This window comes from Shewanella putrefaciens (assembly GCF_016406305.1).
Classification (GTDB): domain Bacteria; phylum Pseudomonadota; class Gammaproteobacteria; order Enterobacterales; family Shewanellaceae; genus Shewanella; species Shewanella putrefaciens_C.
Window position 1 is genome coordinate 2813461 of sequence record NZ_CP066369.1, and the last position, 18531, is coordinate 2831991.

Sequence of the window (18531 nt, forward strand, 5' to 3'; positions counted from 1 at the left end):
CCAAACATGAAACTCTATCTACTCGATAACTTTGACTCCTTTACCTATAACCTAGTGGATCAATTTCGCAGCCTAGGTTGTGAAGTGGTGATTTACCGCAACGATGTTGCCGCCGATTATATCGCCGAAAAACTGCTTAACGAACAAGAGCCTGCAGCCCTAGTGTTATCACCAGGTCCTGGTGCCCCCCATGAGGCAGGTTCTATGATGGCACTTATCGCCAAAGTTGCGGGTAAGGTGCCTATGCTGGGGATCTGCCTTGGGCATCAAGCCATGGTGGAATATTACGGCGGCACAGTAGCGCGCGCACCTTTTGTGGTGCACGGCAAAGCAAGTCCGACTTTCCATGATGGTACTGGCGTATTTGTCGGTTTGCCCTCTCCCCTGCCCGTTGCCCGTTATCACAGCCTCGTCGCCACTCAAGTGCCCGATTGCCTGCAAGTGATCGCAACCACTGACGCTATGCCGATGGCGATTTTGCACCCTGAGCACAGAGCCGTTGGCTTTCAGTTCCACCCAGAATCCATTCTGACGACGTTGGGCAGCACACTGCTCACTCAAACCTTGGCATTTCTGACCCAAGACATGACAGCAGGAGTAAACGCATGAGTACCAACAATATTCAGCCTTTACTCGACCTTTTATACCAAGGTAAAAGTTTAAGTCGTGTGCAAACCTTTGAGATTTTTAGCGCGTTAATTCGCGGTGAAATGAGTGAAGCCACTATGGCGGGCATGTTAGTCGCGCTCAAGATGCGCGGCGAGACCATAGATGAGATCAGCGGCGCCGCCGATGCCATGCGCGCCGCCGCCAAGACGTTTCCCTACTCAAATGGCGATAACCTTAGCAATGGCATCGTTGATATCGTTGGCACCGGTGGCGATGGCTTTAATACCATTAATATTTCCACCACTGCGGCCTTTGTTGCCGCGGCGGCGGGCGCTAAGGTCGCCAAACACGGCAATCGTAGCGTGTCGAGTAAATCGGGTTCATCGGATCTATTGGCGCAGTTTGGCATTGACTTAACCATGTCACCAGACACCGCCAGTCGTTGCCTCGACGCATTGAACCTGTGCTTTTTATTTGCGCCCCACTACCACGGCGGAGTGAAACATGCGGGGCCGGTCAGGCAAGCACTGAAAACGCGCACCTTATTCAATGTGTTAGGGCCACTTATCAATCCCGCACGCCCAGAATTTATGTTACTTGGCGTGTATAGCCCTGAGTTAGTCTTACCAATAGCAAAAGTATTAAAGGCGCTTGGCACAAAACGCGCTATGGTAGTGCACGGCAGCGGTTTAGATGAAGTCGCGCTGCACGGCAATACCCAAGTGGCCGAATTAAAAGACGGCGACATCATAGAGTATCAACTCACGCCCGCCGATTTAGGTGTGCCTTTAGCACAAATCAGTGACTTAGAAGGCGGCGAACCCGCGCAGAATGCCTTGATCACCGAGGCCATTTTGAAAGGTCGTGGCACAGATGCGCATACCAATGCGGTCGCCATCAATGCCGGTTGTGCTTTATATGTGTGTGGGATTGCTGATTCAGTGAAAACAGGAACCTTACTGGCGATCGCGACCATACAAAGCGGCAAAGCCTTTGAATTATTGAGTGAATTAGCTAAAGTCAGCAGTGAAACCAAGGAATAAGTGGCAATGACTCAACAACTGATCACAGATAGCCAAGATATGAGAACTCAGCCACAGGCACGAACTAACCCTATGCCCAAAAGTAATGTGTTAACCCGTATTGTCGACACCAAAGCGGCCCATATTGCCGCTCTAAAGCTGCGTTTCCCCGAGGCGAGTCTGTCGCCAAAAATCTCTGACCGCAGTTTGTTTGCCGCACTCAAGGCGCCCAAGGCGGGTTACATTTTAGAATGTAAAAAAGCCAGTCCCTCCAAAGGGCTTATCCGCGAGGTGTTTGATGTCGAAGCCATCGCCGATATTTACGGCAAATATGCGGCAGGTATTTCGGTATTAACCGACGAGCAGTTTTTCCAAGGGGATATGGACTATATCCCTAAGGTGCGCGCTCGGGTCAATCAACCAATTCTGTGCAAAGATTTTTTTGTTGATGAATACCAAATTAAACTCGCCGCCCACCAAGGCGCCGATGCCATTCTGTTGATGCTATCCGTACTCGATGATGCGCAATATCACCGCCTAGCGAAAGAAGCCGCTAAATATCAACTCGATGTGCTGACCGAAGTCAGTAACGAAGAAGAACTTAAACGCGCCATCGCATTAGATGCGCCGATTATTGGCATTAATAACCGCAACTTAAGGGATTTGAGTACGGATCTTGCGACCACTGAAGCCTTAGCGCCACACATTGGCAGTGACCGCGTGGTAATAAGCGAATCAGGCATCTACACCAATGAGCAAGTACGCCGCTTAAGCCCGCTGGTCGATGGTTTCCTCGTCGGCAGCTCGATTATGGCCGAGGCTGATATTGACTTAGCCTGCCGTAAATTGATCTTCGGTCACAATAAAGTCTGCGGCCTCACCCGTGTGGAAGATATTCGCGCCGCGGCAACCGCTGGCGCCGTCTATGGCGGGCTGATTTTTGCTGAAAAATCCCCGCGCGCGTTAACCCTTGATGCCGCTGAACAATTGCTCAGGGAATATCGCGCATCCGCGGCTCCCGCCATTGAATTCGTCGGCGTATTTGTTAATGCCGCGCCAAGCACCATTACAGATACCGCAGCCAGTTTGCAGTTATCTGCGGTGCAGCTGCACGGCACTGAAACTGAACTTGAAATCGCAGAGCTCGCCGAGCGACTTAAGCAAGCGGGACTCACCACTCAAATTTGGAAAGCCGTCAGCGTCGATGCGCAAACGGGTGAGCTTGGTAACTTACCTCAGGGCGCATCGCGATATCTGTTTGATAGTAAAACGGCTGACCAATTTGGCGGCTCGGGCCAAGCCTTTAATTGGCAAAATATTGATGTGAAGTCCTTAGGCCCGCAAAAGGCCCATGCCATGTTGGCGGGCGGACTCAATCCAGACAATGCGGCCAGTGCCAATGCCCAAGGATTTTACGGTTTAGATTTTAATTCTGGCCTAGAAACCGCCGCAGGAATTAAATCGGCGCAACTTATCCAAACGGCTTTTGCCAATTTACGTCTCTAGCCTATCGCGCTAAGCAAGAAGCCCTAGATGCTGTTGGTGCTCGACAAGAGTGATGCTCAACAAACAATATGAACCTATTAATGCCAGTGGCCAAATAGATAACGATGCGGTTAACCCCAAGACGCTGTTAGCACAATCGAAGCCACTGACAAACTGATTGATAAGATAAGGAAAAAGGTATGTCAACGTTAAAGCTTAACCCTTATTTCGGCGAATACGGCGGCATGTATGTGCCACAGATTTTAGTGCCAGCCCTTAAGCAATTAGAAACTGCCTTTGTGGAAGCGCAGGAAGATGAAGACTTTAAAGCCGAGTTTACCGATTTACTGAAGAACTACGCAGGTCGCCCAACAGCACTGACCTTAACCCGCAATTTAAGCCCAAATCCTATGGTGAAAATCTACCTTAAACGGGAAGATTTACTCCACGGCGGTGCCCATAAAACTAACCAAGTGTTAGGCCAAGCCCTCCTTGCTAAGCGCATGGGTAAAAAAGAAATTATTGCCGAAACTGGCGCAGGACAACACGGCGTTGCCACCGCCCTTGCCTGCGCGCTGTTAGGCTTAAAATGTAAAGTCTATATGGGTGCCAAAGACGTTGCGCGCCAATCACCTAACGTATTTAGAATGCGTTTGATGGGCGCGGAAGTCATTCCTGTCACCTCAGGTTCTGCCACCCTAAAAGATGCCTGTAACGAGGCGATGCGCGACTGGTCTGGCAGCTACGAAAAAGCCCACTATCTTCTGGGCACGGCTGCGGGGCCACATCCGTTCCCAACCATAGTGCGTGAATTCCAACGCATTATTGGCGAAGAAACCAAGAAGCAAATGCTGGAACGTGAAGGTCGCCTGCCCGATGCCGTTATCGCTTGTGTTGGCGGCGGTTCCAACGCTATCGGCATGTTTGCTGACTTTATCGACGAGCCAAGTGTCGAACTGATTGGCGTCGAACCTGCGGGTAAAGGCATAGACACGCCAATGCACGGCGCGCCGCTTAAACACGGTAAGACAGGTATTTTCTTCGGTATGAAAGCGCCTTTGATGCAAGACAGCGAAGGGCAAATTGAAGAATCTTACTCGATTTCAGCCGGATTGGACTTCCCCTCCGTTGGCCCGCAGCACGCGCATCTTAATGCTACAGGCCGCGCCCGTTATGAATCGGCTACCGACGATGAAGCCTTAGAAGCCTTCCAACAACTGGCGCGCTGTGAAGGGATTATCCCCGCATTAGAATCAGCGCATGCTATCGCCTATGCCGTCAAAATGGCGCGCGAGTGCACCAAAGAAACCATTTTAGTGGTCAATCTTTCCGGTCGTGGCGACAAAGATATTTTCACCGTTTCTGACATTTTGAATGGTAAAGAGGAATAATAAACATGAGTGACACGTCTACCAACACTGGCCGTTACCAAGCCACCTTTGCCAGACTCAACGCCGAAGGCCGTGGCGCTTTTGTCCCCTTCGTCACCCTTGGCGATCCTAGCCCTGAGTTATCGCTGAAAATTATCGATACCTTAGTGCAAAACGGTGCCGATGCCTTAGAACTGGGCTTTCCGTTTTCCGATCCCTTGGCCGATGGCCCTGTGATCCAAGGGGCTAACCTGCGTTCTTTAGCCGCGGGCACGACTCCAACGGCGTGTTTTGAATTACTGGCGCAAGTGCGTGCAAAATACCCAGAACTGCCAATCGGTTTGCTGCTGTATGCAAACTTAGTTTTTGCTAACGGCATAGATGCGTTTTACGCCAAAGCGCAGCAAGCGGGCGTGGATTCAGTGCTTATCGCCGATGTGCCAGTGGAAGAATCCGCGCCCTTTAGCGAAGCCGCTAAGGCCCATGGTATTGCACCGATTTTTATCGCGCCGCCCAATGCCGACAGTGAAACCCTGGAGCAAGTGAGTAAAAGTGGTGAAGGTTACACCTATCTCTTATCCCGCGCGGGAGTCACAGGCACAGACACGAAAGCTGGCGTGCCGGTAGAGGAAATTTTATCTAAATTAAAAGCCTTTAACGCCCCACCACCGCTCCTCGGTTTTGGTATTGCCGAGCCTTCACAGGTAAGCGCCGCCATCAAAGCGGGCGCTGCAGGGGCGATTTCTGGCTCTGCCGTAGTAAAAATCATCGAAACCCACCAGCACGATGAAGTTAAGCTACTTGCAACGCTTGGGGAATTTACTCGCGCCATGAAGGCTGCGACCTAAACTAACTGCGTATTTATTTAGTCACAGTTCCTCGGTAGCATGGAGGCCTCGACAATAAAACGGACTTTTTATGCAGTATCGGATCTATATTCTCGAACTCACACCATGGGGCTGTGGATTTGAAGGGGAAGTGGCCGCAAAATGCGACAATGGCGCACCAATTTGGTTTTACTACCAAGGCAGCGATCAGCAGGCAAAAGCGCGCTTTCCCCTTAACCAATGGGTGACGGTTGAATTATTGGGTCGGCTGGCGAGTGCGAGCCCTCAAGTGGACATCATTGAGCAAGCGCCATGCCAGCATCTGCAGTTTCCGCTGCATAACTGCCACTTTGATGCTTCAGGACAAATCGTCGATATCAGCCAAACCTCCGAAGATAGGGTTTATCTGTTGCAATCAAGTTTCCCATTGCTGTTTGATAATGAACTGGGAAAATCCCCTATCTCCCTCGGTCACTGGGTCAATGTGACGGGCGAGCTTTGGGTCACTAATTGGCAGGATTAAGCCTTAGTGGACGTTTTTACTATCGCAGTATCGCTTAATGTTAGTAGTTTTGTAGCCGAAAAAGTTGCTCACCGCCCGATATCACAGGCTCAGCCATATACATTCGGCCATAGGATCCGCCGCGCTGGATGACAAATGGGATGCCGAGTCAGCTTGCGGTAGCATAATGGGGAACACTTATTTAGAATGCCAGCGTGACCCTTGATATGGTTATCCGCCAATGAGCCTTTTAGTTAGCCAACTGACGCTAAGTGCTGGAAACGCCATTGCACCTGTCCCCCATAAATCGCCTGATAAATGACCCTAGAGGATCCCATGCCTGCTTCTAACCCTTTGCCCAATGCTAAGTCTCGTACTTTCTTGGGGACACCTAAATTACCCGCTAAGTATGTTACGGTTGTAATGCCATTTTTTCTTTCTATTTTAATGAGTTGTATTGTATCTGCGATCAGCACTTTTAATGGCATAGGCACTTCACCACAGTTTATCGAACTCTGGCTGAGCGCTTGGCTGATCTCTTGGATTGTCGCCTTCCCAACCCTGCTACTGGTGTTACCTTTAGTGCGAAAACTCACGGCAGCTTTTGTTGATTTGCCCTAACCCTCAATAAACTCCATCACAGGGTATCATTATGCGACGCTTATCAGCGCAGATACCCTTATCATGCGTTCAATAGCTTAGTTTAATTGCATAGTTCAATTGCTTAGTTCAATCTCCCGTCCAAGTCTGAGTGCAATCGCTGCCCAATGGCGATTTACACTGGATTTACATTAACCTCTTCACAACACTCCTGCCGTTTGAGTTTAGTATTATTTAAGTTCATGTTCCTCCCATATCGTATCGATTATAAAATAAGTAATCTATTGATATACATATATAATTTAGGCTTTTTTAACTCAATATACCTCGCTTTAATACCTTCAGGCCCGATTTTATCGGCCCTCACTAAATCGACCACTAGGCATGCCATTAACCGCACAGGCACCGCTTATTCATAGGGAAAAAGTATTAATTCACGCCACCTTGCAAATGAGAATTATTTGCATTTGAATATTTTAACATGCTAATTTACTCGCCGTTGTCGGGACAGAGACAGCAGGGAAAATAGCCTAAGGACTGCGCTAAAAATAGCAAATTAACCACAGCAAAATAGATAGCCAAACAGGCTATTTTAACTGCCGCATTAACTTGGTTTGCGTCCTTAGGTAACTGATTACTGGATCGGCAACGCGCAGTTGCATGTTGCCAAGGAGGCGTAAGTGAATACTCAACAAAGGGAAATGGATCGCGAAATCTTTGATCTACTTGGCATCGGCATTGGCCCATTCAATCTTGGCCTCGCCGCCTTATCAGAACCTATCGACGGCTTTAACTGCTTATTTTTAGATGCTAAAACCAGTTTTGACTGGCATCCAGGCATGCTACTCAAATCCTCAAGACTGCAAACCCCCTTTATGTCAGACCTGGTGACTATGGCCGATCCCACCAGCCGTTACAGTTACCTTAATTTTGCCAAGCAAACGGGCAGACTCTATCCCTTTTATATTCGCGAAAATTTCTTTTTACCCCGCCACGAATACAACTTGTACTGCCAATGGGTGAGCCAACAACTCAGCAATCTCAAATTTGGTTTTAAGGTCACTCAAGTAGATTACAACGCCGGTGAAGGTATTTATCGCGTCACAGGTTTTGATAGGCACAGTGGCAAAACCCATACCTATCTGTGCAGAAAGCTAGTGTTAGGCACAGGAACAGAGCCTTATCTGCCAAAGGATTGCCCCATTCAAGATCCACGGGTGATGCATACCGCCAGTTATATGCAGCAAAAAACCTATCTGCAGAGTCAGCATGCCATCACTGTCATTGGCAGTGGCCAGAGTGCGGCGGAAGTGTTTTACGATCTACTACAAGATATTGATACCTATGGCTATCAACTGAATTGGATGACGCGATCGGCACGTTTCTATCCCTTGGAATACACTAAGTTAACGTTGGAGATGACCTCGCCGGATTATGTCGATTACTTCCACGAATTAGCACCGGAAAAACGCTGTGCGTTGATCGCCAGTCAAAAATCGCTCTACAAGGGCATTAATGCGGAGCTTATCAACGACATCTATGACCTGTTATATCAAAAGCGCTTGATTGCAGATTTCCAGTGCCAATTGATGACCAATGTGGCGTTAACCCGTATTCAAACTGATCCAGATGCACTCAAGTTACATTTCCAGCATCAAGAGCAAAATACCCCTTTGAGCCAAACCACGGGTGCAGTGGTGTTAGGCACTGGCTATCACTACCGTTTACCTGAATTTATCAAAGAGATAAAGCAACAGATCGAGTTCGATGATGCGGGACAACTTAGCGTGCAACGCGACTACAGCATAGATATTCGCGGGGATATTTTTGTCCAAAATGTCGGTTTACATACCCATGGAATAAGTTCCCCGGATCTGGGAATGGGCTGTTATCGCAACGGCATCATCTTAAAAGCCGTGCTCGGCTACGCGCCCTACCACATTGAGGAACACATCGCCTTTCAAACCTTCGATCCGGCCAAATTCAACAGTCATCAGCCCTGCGGCAGCAATGCGATTAATAGACTGGGTCTTAATCCTAAACATTTCCCTAAGACGTCACAACACAGGAAAACTCAAGTTGATGCGCCGCAAAATCCCCCCCCAACTAACATTCCAAGTTCTGGCGCGGGAGGCAAGATGTCGGTCTTGATGGCGCCAAATAAGGAGGCGCAATAATGGCGAGTCATTTCAGTGACCATTGTTTAACGCAGCTATGTTTAACGCAGCTATCAGCGATGACAAGCATCAATGGTTTCCAGTTCAGAGCGTTAGATCTTAAGCAAGACATACCAACACTGCAGTCTTGGTTTAACCAAGATTACGCCAAGTTTTGGGGTATGCAGGGCTTAAGCCTAGCAGCCATAGAGAACCTTATGGCAACCACGGATCACAAGTTTGCCTTAATGGGGGAGTGGCAGGACAAACCACTCTTTATGGTGGAGCTATACGATCCCGCCCACGATGAAGTGGGTCAGCACTATGATGCAGCGCCGGGGGATTGTGGTATGCACCTGATTATCGCGCCGCCCACAGGCAACCCAATCAGCGGCTTATCTTTCAAAGTGATGGATGCGATAGCGCAGCTCATACTTGAAAAACTGGCCTTTAACCGCCTAGTGGTTGAACCCGATCAACTCAATAGCAAAATTCATCGCTTAAATAGCCTGATAGGCATTCGCTATGAAAAAGCGATTCAATTAAGCACTAAAACTGCTTTCCTCGGATTTTGCACTGCGACCCAGCGCCTGTGCCCATCGAACACGCCCTCTTCGACGGGATTAGCCCAGACAAGCTCAGCGCTGCCAAGCTCGTTCAAAGCGCCCGTAACCTCTCCCATAACATTATCGACTCTTTAGGTGAATTAGATGAACTTACCCACAAAAGCCTTATTAATTAAACAATTGCCAACGAAAGATCATCATGATCAAGCAGTACATGCTCAACAAGGCCCAGCGCTATCGAAAACATCAACTTCTATGCCAGAGCATTTAAACCCCGCCTATTGGCAAGCGGCTAATCGTCACTTAGTGAAGAAAATCCTCTGCGAATTCACCCATGAAAAGATCATCGCGCCGACGCTTTACGGACAACAAGCGGGACTTAACCACTATGAACTCAGGCTCAAAGACTGCATTTACTATTTTAGTGCGCGCCATTATCAGCTAGATCATCTGGCGATTGATGCTGATTCTATTCGCGTTTCTAACATGGGCAAAGAGCAAGCCCTCGATGCCATGTCGCTAATCATTTCCCTTAAAAATGACTTAGGGATCAGCGAAACTTTACTGCCCACCTATTTAGAAGAAATCACCAGCACCCTCTACAGCAAGGCGTACAAGTTAGCGCATCAGGCGATCCCCGCCGCCACGCTAGCGCGAGCCGATTACCAGAGCATAGAAGCGGGTATGACTGAAGGCCATCCGGTGTTTATTGCCAATAACGGCCGGATTGGTTTTGATATGCAGGATTACCGGCAATTTGCCCCAGAAAGCGCGGCGCCGATGCAGCTCGTCTGGCTTGGAGTGCGCAAGAGTAAAACTACATTTTCCGCCCTCGAAAACGTGAGTCACGATGCGTTACTAAAGGAAGAGCTTGGCCAGCAGTTCACTGACTTCCAACAACTGCTTAAAACGCAGCAGCATGATCCACAGGACTTCTACTTTATGCCTGTGCACCCTTGGCAGTGGCGTGAAAAAATCGCCCGCGTCTTTGCCGGCGACATAGCCCGTGGCGATCTGGTTTATCTTGGTGAAGGCAGCGAACAATACCAAGTGCAGCAATCGATACGCACTTTCTTCAATCTTGCATCACCGCAAAAGTGCTACGTCAAAACCGCGCTTTCTATCCTGAATATGGGCTTTATGCGCGGTCTATCGCCCCTTTACATGAGCTGCACACCGCAGATCAATGCCTGGGTTGCAAACTTGGTTGAAAACGATCCTTACTTTGCCCAACAAGGCTTTGTGATCCTAAAGGAAATTGCCGCAATAGGTTATCACCACACCTATTACGAGCAGGCGCTCACCCAAGACAGCCCCTACAAAAAAATGCTTTCAGCCCTGTGGCGCGAAAGCCCGCTGCCGCACATTGCGCCTAAGCAAAATCTAATGACCATGGCCGCCCTGCTGCACACGGATCATCAAGATAAGGCACTGATTTCGGCCTTGATAGTCGCCTCTGGCTTACCTGCAAAGGATTGGGTGAGTCGCTACTTAAACCTGTATTTATCGCCGCTGTTACATGCCTTTTTTGCCTACGATCTGGTCTTTATGCCCCACGGTGAAAACCTGATCTTAGTGCTCGATGAATATGTGCCGATCAAGATTTTGATGAAAGACATAGGCGAAGAAGTCGCGGTACTCAATGGTGCGGAGCCGCTGCCTGATGATGTCAAACGCCTTGCGGTAAGCCTTGAAGAAGAGATGAAGCTTAACTACATCTTGCTGGACATTTTTGACTGTATTTTCCGCTATTTAGCCCCGCTGCTCGATGAGCAAACCAGTGTCAGTGAAAGCCAATTCTGGGAGTTAGTGTCGGACAATGTACGTGATTACCAAGCCCAGCATCCACATTTGGCCGCCAAGTTTGCCCAATACGATCTGTTTAAGGACAGCTTTGTACGCACCTGCCTCAATCGTATCCAATTGAATAATAACCAACAAATGATAGACCTCGCCGACAGGGAGAAAAACCTGCGTTTCGCCGGCGGTATCGACAATCCCTTGGCGGCCTTTAGACAAAGCCATGCCTTTAAGCACCCCAAACTTGACAGCGCTGAACCGAAAACACGTTAACACGCAACTCAAACCTGAAACTTTACGAAACGTTTGTGTGGGCCACTTGTTGGCCCGCTTTATTAACCCCCAACCTAAATGGAATTAAAGATCACCACTATGAAGACTTTCCCTCTCTCCAGCATCGCACTCGTCTGTCGGCAAGCCCTCGTTAACCCAAAACTATTGTTGTGCTCAGCCATGTTAGCCACGGTTCCCCATGCCGTAGCAGACACTGTAGATGCGGATAGTAAGACTAAGAAACACCAGAAAGAGATTGAAATCATCAATGTTATTGGCGCTAAGGATTTGCACGACAATCGCTATAAAACCCAAGCGATGAACACGGCAACTGGGCTCGACTTATCCTATTTAGAAACGCCGCAGTCGGTCACCTCCATCACCCGTCAAATGATGAATGATCAACAGCTTAATAGCGTGATTGATGCCATGACCAGCGTCGCAGGCATCAATGCCCGCCCAATGGATAACGACAGATACAGTATTAGTGCCCGCGGCATTGCAGTGACCAGCATTTTGTACGATGGCGTGCCAACCACCTACGACACCCGCTTCAACTATGGGGATAATCTGATCGACACCGCCATCTACGAGCGAGTAGAAGTGGTACGCGGCGCAACTGGCCTTATGACGGGTGCCGGTAATCCGTCGGCGGCGATTAACCTTATCCGTAAGCGCCCGACCCAAGAGTTTATGGGCAGCACATCGTTAAGTGTGGGCTCATGGAATAATGTGCGTGGTATGGTCGATGTTTCTAACGGCTTAAATAATTCAGGTTCTGTGCGTGGTCGCGTGGTGGCCGCCTATCAGGATAAGGATTCGTTCCAAGACAGATACGAGCAGCAGCGCACCACGTTATACGGCATAGTCGAAACCGATATTGGCGATAGCACAATGTTCACCCTAGGGGTTGATTATCAAGATGCCACACCGAGCGGCACTATGTCGGGCGGTTTACCACTATTTTACAGTGACGGCAGCCGCACGAATTATGATCGTGCAACTTCAACGGCGCCCGATTGGGGCTCGGCGCATACCCAAGGCCTCAACACCTTTGCGAGTCTCGAACACAGATTAGATAACGGTTGGAACCTAAAAGGCACTTACACCTACGGCGATAACTCATTGGAGTTCGATGTGCTATGGGCCACGGGATATCCTGATCCTGTAACTAATATCGGCGCCACTGCAGGCTCTATCGCCTATGTCGACGGCAGCCGCACCCAACACAATGTGGATTTGCGCGCAGAAGGACAATACCAACTCTTTGGTCAGGAACATCAATTGATGTTTGGCTGGAATGGCCAACGCCAAGAGTTCGCCAATCCCTACTATTACCCCACTGCAGCAGTACCACCTTTGGGGGATTTTCGCGATCCGAACTTCCAATATCCAAAACCTCAATGGCAGGAAACCTATACCACGGGTTCATTTGGCGAAACCAAACAGAGTGCAGCCTATGTGGCGACTCAGTTTAATCTCAGCGACGCCTTAGCTGTCCTCGTCGGATTACGCCTCAATGAGTGGCAAACCGATCAAGATAACTTTGGCAGCCTGTACGATTTCAGTATCAGTAACGAACTCACCACTTACTTAGGCCTCACCTACGCCCTGACGGAGCAATATTCACTCTACGCCAGTTATACCGACATTTTTGCGCCACAAACTAAGCAAAGAATCGATGAAAGCTACCTAGATCCGGTCAAGGGGAAAAACTACGAAGGCGGGATTAAAGCGAGCCTGTTCGATGAAGCTTTAGATATGTCGCTGTCGGTGTTTGAGATCAGGCAAGACAATGTCGGAGTCAGCACTGGCGATGTGATCCCTGGTACCACAACGCAAGTGTATGAAGGCGTAAACGGCACAAAAACTCAAGGATTTGAGTTTGAATCGACGGGTAAAATCAATGATGACTGGAATCTTTACTTAAGTTACACCCAGTTCACTAGCGAAGATCCTGAAGGCAAACGTATCAATACCACCTCACCACGCCAGCAGTTAAAACTCTTCACCACTTATACCTTTAGTGGTGATTGGCATAAGTTGCAAATGGGAGCTGGGGTTAACTGGCAGAGCCGAGTCTACCAAACAGTTAATTCGCCACTGGGTAAAGTCGAAGTAGAGCAAGGCTCTTACGCGCTAGCGAGTCTAATGGCGAGTTACGCCTTCACCGAGCAGCTTAAGCTTAGCGCCAACCTGCACAACGCCTTAGATAAAAGCTACTACAGCCAAGTCGGTCAATACAGCCAATTCCAATACGGTACGCCGCGAAGTGCCAGCTTAACCTTGGACTATCGCTTCTAAGTCAGACTTTTATTGAGATAGTTAGAAAACCTTGTGAGCCCACGTCATGGGCTCACAAGGTCCTCATTTATATTGGATTTAGCAATAACAGCGGGAACCAATCACAATCCTATAAGGAGTGACAATGGCAAGCCAACGGAGAGACAGCAGACTGCCACAATTGCGCGATACCTCGCCAAGTCAAGACGGTTTGAATCAAACCATGTTGACGCTCAATCAGTTGTTACATAAGCGAGCGCCCTTCTATGGCGAGCACCTTAGCGCAACACTGTCACCCACAGGGCTCAGTTTCGATGAATGGAGTAGCGCCGATACTTATCAAAAACTCATTGCACGTTTTGCCATCGCACATCCTAGCGCAGAAACTCAGAGTGAAACTGAAGCTGTAACTGAAGCTGAAACCGAGACGGATAAAACAGCTGCGGCCAATAGAAAAGACACCCGCAAAGCGCTGCATTCACTTTGGGGTCAATGGTATTTTGGTCTTTTAGTTCCGCCTTTGATGGAGTGGATTTTTAACGCCCCAAAAGCCGATTTGGAGACTCTTCATTGGCAGCCACAATCCGTGTTTATGCAGGTACACGCCAGTGGCCGAGTGGCAAAATTTGAATTTAACATCGCAAAGTACCAGCCAAATACCACTTTGACTTTTAAACAACATCACAGCATCGAGCCACTTTGCCAAATAAACACTAAGCCAAGTTTCAACACAGACACTGAGGTACACTCGCCATTAACTTCATATAAGCCGCCAGTTGAGAAAGAACTTGTCCTACAAGGCTTTATCTTAAACTTACTACAACCGAGTGTTGAGCGCCTACTCACCCTAAGCCCTGTACCAGCCAAATTATATTGGAGTCACTTAGGCTATCTGATCCACTGGTATCTTGGGGAATTAGGACTTACTGAGCAGCACAGCCAGCAACTGAAACAAGCCCTGTTTCGCCGCGCGACCTTTTTAAATGGCAGCACCAATCCGCTGTATAACAGCATTAACTTGCTTATCGAACCTGAACAAAGCGCAGATTCGAATAAAAACTCAAACACAAAAACGAGCTCAAAATCGAGCCCAAAAATCTCCTGCATTCGCCGTACCTGCTGCTTAAGGTATCAACTTGCCAATACGGGCCAATGCCAGGATTGCCCTCTTATGCAACGCACCAAAGAAAAAATGCGGGCTTAGTAATTTGGAACCACTACTTTGCATCAAGATTAAACGGTTTCAAGGGCAAGATCGCAATCGATGCCTATGATGGCTTTTTCCCTCTAGTCTCGCGTGCTACACTCAGGTCCACGTCTCTTTATCACGATTATTTATGAAACAACTGCTTGATTTTCTGCCACTCGTTATCTTTTTTGCCGTTTATAAATTTTTTGATATTTATATTGCCAGTGGTGCCTTGATCGCCGCCACCGCACTGCAATTGATCGTGACCTATGCGCTATACAAAAAGCTGGAGAAGATGCACCTGATCACCTTTGCCATGGTGACAGTGTTTGGTACTCTCACCTTAGTCTTCCACGACGATGCCTTTATTAAGTGGAAAGTCACCATTATTTATGCTTTATTTGCCATAGCCTTAGCCGTAAGCCAAATCCTAAATAAGTCGATACTTAAGTCGATGTTAGGTAAAGAAATGCAAGTGGCGGACAATATTTGGGCCCATGTGACTTGGTATTGGGTGAGCTTTTTTGCCATCTGCGGCCTAGTGAATATCTATGTCGCCTTTAGCTTACCATTAGAAACTTGGGTGAATTTTAAGGTGTTTGGCCTCACCGCCTTAACCTTACTCAATACTGTAATAACGGTATTCTACCTTTATAAACACCTTCCCGAAGATCAACGCAAGGAACTCAAATAATGTGGTATATGATTTCAGCTCAAGATGTTGAGAACAGTTTAGAAAAGCGTTTAGCCGCGCGCCCAGCCCACCTCGCTCGCTTACAAGAATTAGCCGATGAAGGTCGTTTACTGATTGCAGGCCCACACCCTGCTATCGACAGTGAAAATCCTGGTGATGCAGGCTTTAGTGGCTCATTAGTGGTGGCGGATTTTGATTCTCTAGCGACTGCACAAGCCTGGGCCGATGCGGATCCTTACTTTGCTGCGGGTGTTTATCACAGTGTTGTGGTTAAACCATTCAAACGAGTTCTGCCTTGATGAAAATAGTGTCCTTTAACATCAATGGTCTGCGGGCGCGCTTGCATCAATTGCAAGCCTTAATCGACAGCCATCAACCCGACATTATCGGCCTGCAAGAAACCAAAGTGCACGATGAGGCGTTTCCATTAGCCGAAGTCGAAGCCATGGGATATCAGGTACATTACCACGGTGGCAAAGCCCACTATGGCGTGGCTATGCTGTCTAAAGTCGCGCCAGAGAAACTGCAAAAGGGCTTTCCAAGCGATGATGAAGATGCCCAGCGCCGCATGATTATCGGCACGTTTGCCCAAGCAAATGGCCGTCCATTGACCGTATTTAATGGCTATTTCCCCCAGGGCGAAAGCATAGATCACCCCACAAAATATCCTGCTAAACGTAAGTTTTATCAGGATTTAATGCACTACTTGCAGACATACCATAGCAACGATGAAGATATCGCCATCATTGGGGATATCAATATTTCGCCCATCGATTTGGATATCGGCATCGGTGAAGTCAATCGCAAACGCTGGCTGAAAACCGGCAAATGTAGCTTCCAGCCTGAAGAGCGTGAATGGTTAAAAACCTTGCAGGATTGGGGCTTAATTGACACTTTCCGTCAATTACACCCGGAGCGCACCGAGCGCTATTCATGGTTTGATTACCGCAGCAAAGGTTTCGATGATAACCGCGGACTGCGAATCGATGTGATTTTAGCAACACCTTCACTGGCAGCACGTTTAGTCGAGTCCGATGTCGATTACGATCTACGCGGCATAGATAAACCCTCAGATCACGCGCCGATTTGGAGCACGTTCAAAGAGGCTTAATCCGCTAGGGATTAACCATCTTATAGACATAAAAACATCGGCCTAGGCCGATGTTTTTGTTTGAGAGTGACTTAAGCAGAATGAGATTGGCACAAGTAAGTTAAAAATGAACAGCATACATCGCAGAAAAGTTGTGAACTTAGCTTAAGCCACAGATTAATCGTGAGCCATGGCATTCGCTCACCGACTCGGTGAATAGAAATCTAGGGTTTCTAAGCTTATGAGCGAGAGCCATGGTCGTTCTCATGCATCCCTGCATTGCACGACATTCAGGCGTCCTGCCTATCAGATGGCGAACTGGCAATTAAACAAGGATGTTGTTCAAGTCCTCCGTGGATGCAGGGCCGCCCCGTCTGATGTGAAAGGATTCACAAATGCCGCGATGGCATGGATGCCAAAAAGCGGCCATGGGGCGGACGGTCGTCTCGCTAATCACCATGGTTCACCTGTTTAGCATCGGCGAAGCCTGTTTGTTTTAAAGAAATACGTAGCAAGCTTTAGGGCAAAAGTACGCTAGATTTAATGCATAAAGGTGAGTAATAGCATTAGCAAAGTTATGGTAATCATATTAGTTTACACTGACCCCGCATATTCGTTGGCTGATATCCACTAACGCAGGCTTGCCATGGTGCTCGCTCACCGACACGCAGCAAGTCCCTATATGGACACCTCGAATAGATCAACCACTTTTTGAGTAACAGAAAGTAATACTGCGTACGTATATCCGACCTGTTCGTGAGAATCTTTGCTCTCTGGCCTTAATGAGAACCGCGCCTTTGCTGCTTATCGTCCCTTCGGAGTTATAACTCCTTATACTCTCTCAGCATTTGCAAAGGCCGGTATTACCTGTTACTTCATTAATTGCGTTCGGTTTTTTAGGGTATGTTATTGCTTCATTTAGTTAACAGGGTCTGTACTCTGTTTTATAGTAGAGCATCGCCCAAATTATCCTCGCCAGTTTATTTGCAACTGCCACGGCTGCTTTTTGCTTGCCTCTTCGTTCAATGATATTTCTCGCCCATACAGACAGCCTATCATCGTTGTTTGTTGCGTAGCGTATGACAGACCATGCACCTTGAATTAACTGACGCCTTAGATAGCTGTTACCACGCTTGGTTATGCCACCTAATTTCTGTTTTCCACCACTTGAAAACTCTTTTGGAACGAGCCCTAAATTGGCAGAAAAATGTCGACCATTTTGATAACTGGAGCCATCTCCAGCAAAGGATACCGCTGCTGTGGCAATAATCTCAGCGACACCTCGTATTGCGGTTAACCGTTTGGTATCTGGATGATTCATTGCTTGTATCCGAATATCTTTTTCTAATGACTTAATCGAAGCATTTACGGCATAAAGCTCATCGAGCAATTCCCTGATGTACCGACGAGCGATAGTGGTAAGCGAGTTACTTGCATCTTCGAGTAACTCAGGAAGTGCTAGGTTAAGTGGATCACGACCTTTAGGGATAACGATGCCATATTCACTTAATAAACCACGGATCTGATTAGTTAATGCCGTTCTGACCCTAATACGGCGCTCTCGGATCCGATGGCTTATGATCACATCGACCTGCTCTAAAGATCTTGGTTTAACAAAGATGATGTTAGGACGTTGAGCCGCTTCACATATAGCAAAAGCATCATTGCGGTCATTTTTATTCCCTTTCACGAATGGTTTCACATGTTGTGGTGGAATTAATCTGACCTCAAAACCCTGAGAGATAAGTTCTCTGCCCCAATAATTTGAGCCACTGCAGGCTTCCATAGCAATGACAGCATCGGGATATTGAACAAGCGTTTTTAATAGTTGGGTGCGTTTAATTGTGCGATTAAATACGGCTTTCCCTGCTTGATTAACACCACAAACCTGGAGAACATTTTTTGCCAAATCGATACCAATTAGAGTAATTTTCATAGTGGACACCTTTGTTGATATTGAGCTTGCAGATTCAATATGGCGTTAATGACGCCTACTTTACAAGAGGTGTCCATCTCATCATCCCTGGATGCTCGACCGCCCCGTCCATGGGGCGGACGGTCGTCT

The 18531-nt window shown here is 48.0% G+C and carries 16 protein-coding genes; 15 read left to right on the forward strand and 1 reads right to left on the reverse strand.

The genetic code is table 11. The features are described from left to right. Positions 1 to 6 precede the first annotated feature (6 nt). From JFT56_RS12200 to xthA, 15 genes are all read left to right on the forward strand, one after another. Positions 7 to 609: an aminodeoxychorismate/anthranilate synthase component II gene (locus JFT56_RS12200; RefSeq protein ID WP_198780362.1), complete on the forward strand. Its 603-nt coding sequence runs from the start codon at positions 7 to 9 to the stop codon at positions 607 to 609. After that, positions 606 to 1652 (forward strand): anthranilate phosphoribosyltransferase, encoded by a 1047-nt coding sequence (trpD, locus tag JFT56_RS12205; protein ID WP_198780363.1) that lies wholly within the window; start codon positions 606 to 608, stop codon positions 1650 to 1652. Before JFT56_RS12200 ends, trpD begins: the two co-directional genes overlap by 4 nt. A gap of 6 nt (positions 1653 to 1658) precedes the next feature. Continuing rightward, positions 1659 to 3137, forward strand: coding sequence for a bifunctional indole-3-glycerol-phosphate synthase TrpC/phosphoribosylanthranilate isomerase TrpF (gene trpCF, locus JFT56_RS12210; protein WP_198780364.1), 1479 nt, complete (start codon positions 1659 to 1661; stop codon positions 3135 to 3137). Positions 3138 to 3316: 179 nt separating this feature from the next. Then, the gene (gene trpB / locus JFT56_RS12215; RefSeq protein WP_198780365.1) at positions 3317 to 4507 is read left to right on the forward strand and encodes a tryptophan synthase subunit beta; all 1191 of its coding nucleotides are present in this window, start codon (positions 3317 to 3319) and stop codon (positions 4505 to 4507) included. Between the two features lie 5 nt (positions 4508 to 4512). Continuing rightward, positions 4513 to 5334, forward strand: a complete 822-nt coding sequence (trpA, locus tag JFT56_RS12220) for a tryptophan synthase subunit alpha (protein ID WP_198780366.1) — start codon at positions 4513 to 4515, stop codon at positions 5332 to 5334. A gap of 70 nt (positions 5335 to 5404) precedes the next feature. Continuing rightward, positions 5405 to 5836, forward strand: coding sequence for a glycerate kinase (locus tag JFT56_RS12225; RefSeq protein ID WP_198780367.1), 432 nt, complete (start codon positions 5405 to 5407; stop codon positions 5834 to 5836). A gap of 315 nt (positions 5837 to 6151) precedes the next feature. Next, on the forward strand, positions 6152 to 6436 hold the full coding sequence (locus JFT56_RS12230; protein WP_198780368.1) for a DUF2798 domain-containing protein: 285 nt from the start codon (positions 6152 to 6154) through the stop codon (positions 6434 to 6436). Between the two features lie 659 nt (positions 6437 to 7095). Then, positions 7096 to 8592: a lysine N(6)-hydroxylase/L-ornithine N(5)-oxygenase family protein gene (locus JFT56_RS12235; RefSeq protein WP_198780369.1), complete on the forward strand. Its 1497-nt coding sequence runs from the start codon at positions 7096 to 7098 to the stop codon at positions 8590 to 8592. After that, entirely contained in the window at positions 8592 to 9272 is a 681-nt protein-coding gene (locus JFT56_RS12240; RefSeq protein WP_198780370.1) for a GNAT family N-acetyltransferase, read from the forward strand. The genes JFT56_RS12235 and JFT56_RS12240 overlap by 1 nt, the downstream gene beginning before the upstream one ends. Positions 9273 to 9281: 9 nt before the next feature. Continuing rightward, complete coding sequence (locus JFT56_RS12245) at positions 9282 to 11210, forward strand: IucA/IucC family protein (RefSeq protein ID WP_198780371.1); 1929 nt, start codon at positions 9282 to 9284, stop codon at positions 11208 to 11210. 78 nt (positions 11211 to 11288) lie between these two features. Continuing rightward, the gene (locus JFT56_RS12250; protein WP_198780372.1) at positions 11289 to 13514 is read left to right on the forward strand and encodes a TonB-dependent siderophore receptor; all 2226 of its coding nucleotides are present in this window, start codon (positions 11289 to 11291) and stop codon (positions 13512 to 13514) included. Between the two features lie 124 nt (positions 13515 to 13638). Then, entirely contained in the window at positions 13639 to 14697 is a 1059-nt protein-coding gene (gene fhuF, locus JFT56_RS12255) for a siderophore-iron reductase FhuF (protein WP_198780373.1), read from the forward strand. 133 nt (positions 14698 to 14830) lie between these two features. Next, positions 14831 to 15376 (forward strand): septation protein A, encoded by a 546-nt coding sequence (locus tag JFT56_RS12260; RefSeq protein WP_198780374.1) that lies wholly within the window; start codon positions 14831 to 14833, stop codon positions 15374 to 15376. Then, positions 15376 to 15675, forward strand: coding sequence for a YciI family protein (locus JFT56_RS12265; protein ID WP_007649321.1), 300 nt, complete (start codon positions 15376 to 15378; stop codon positions 15673 to 15675). Before JFT56_RS12260 ends, JFT56_RS12265 begins: the two co-directional genes overlap by 1 nt. Continuing rightward, positions 15675 to 16487 carry an exodeoxyribonuclease III gene (gene xthA, locus JFT56_RS12270; protein WP_198780375.1) on the forward strand — a complete coding sequence of 271 codons (813 nt, stop codon included), beginning with the start codon at positions 15675 to 15677 and terminating at the stop codon, positions 16485 to 16487. Before JFT56_RS12265 ends, xthA begins: the two co-directional genes overlap by 1 nt. A gap of 901 nt (positions 16488 to 17388) precedes the next feature. On the opposite strand, the gene JFT56_RS12275 is transcribed toward xthA, so the two are convergent. Next, complete coding sequence (locus JFT56_RS12275) at positions 17389 to 18402, reverse strand: IS110 family transposase (RefSeq protein WP_198780376.1); 1014 nt, start codon at positions 18400 to 18402, stop codon at positions 17389 to 17391. Positions 18403 to 18531 lie beyond the last annotated feature (129 nt).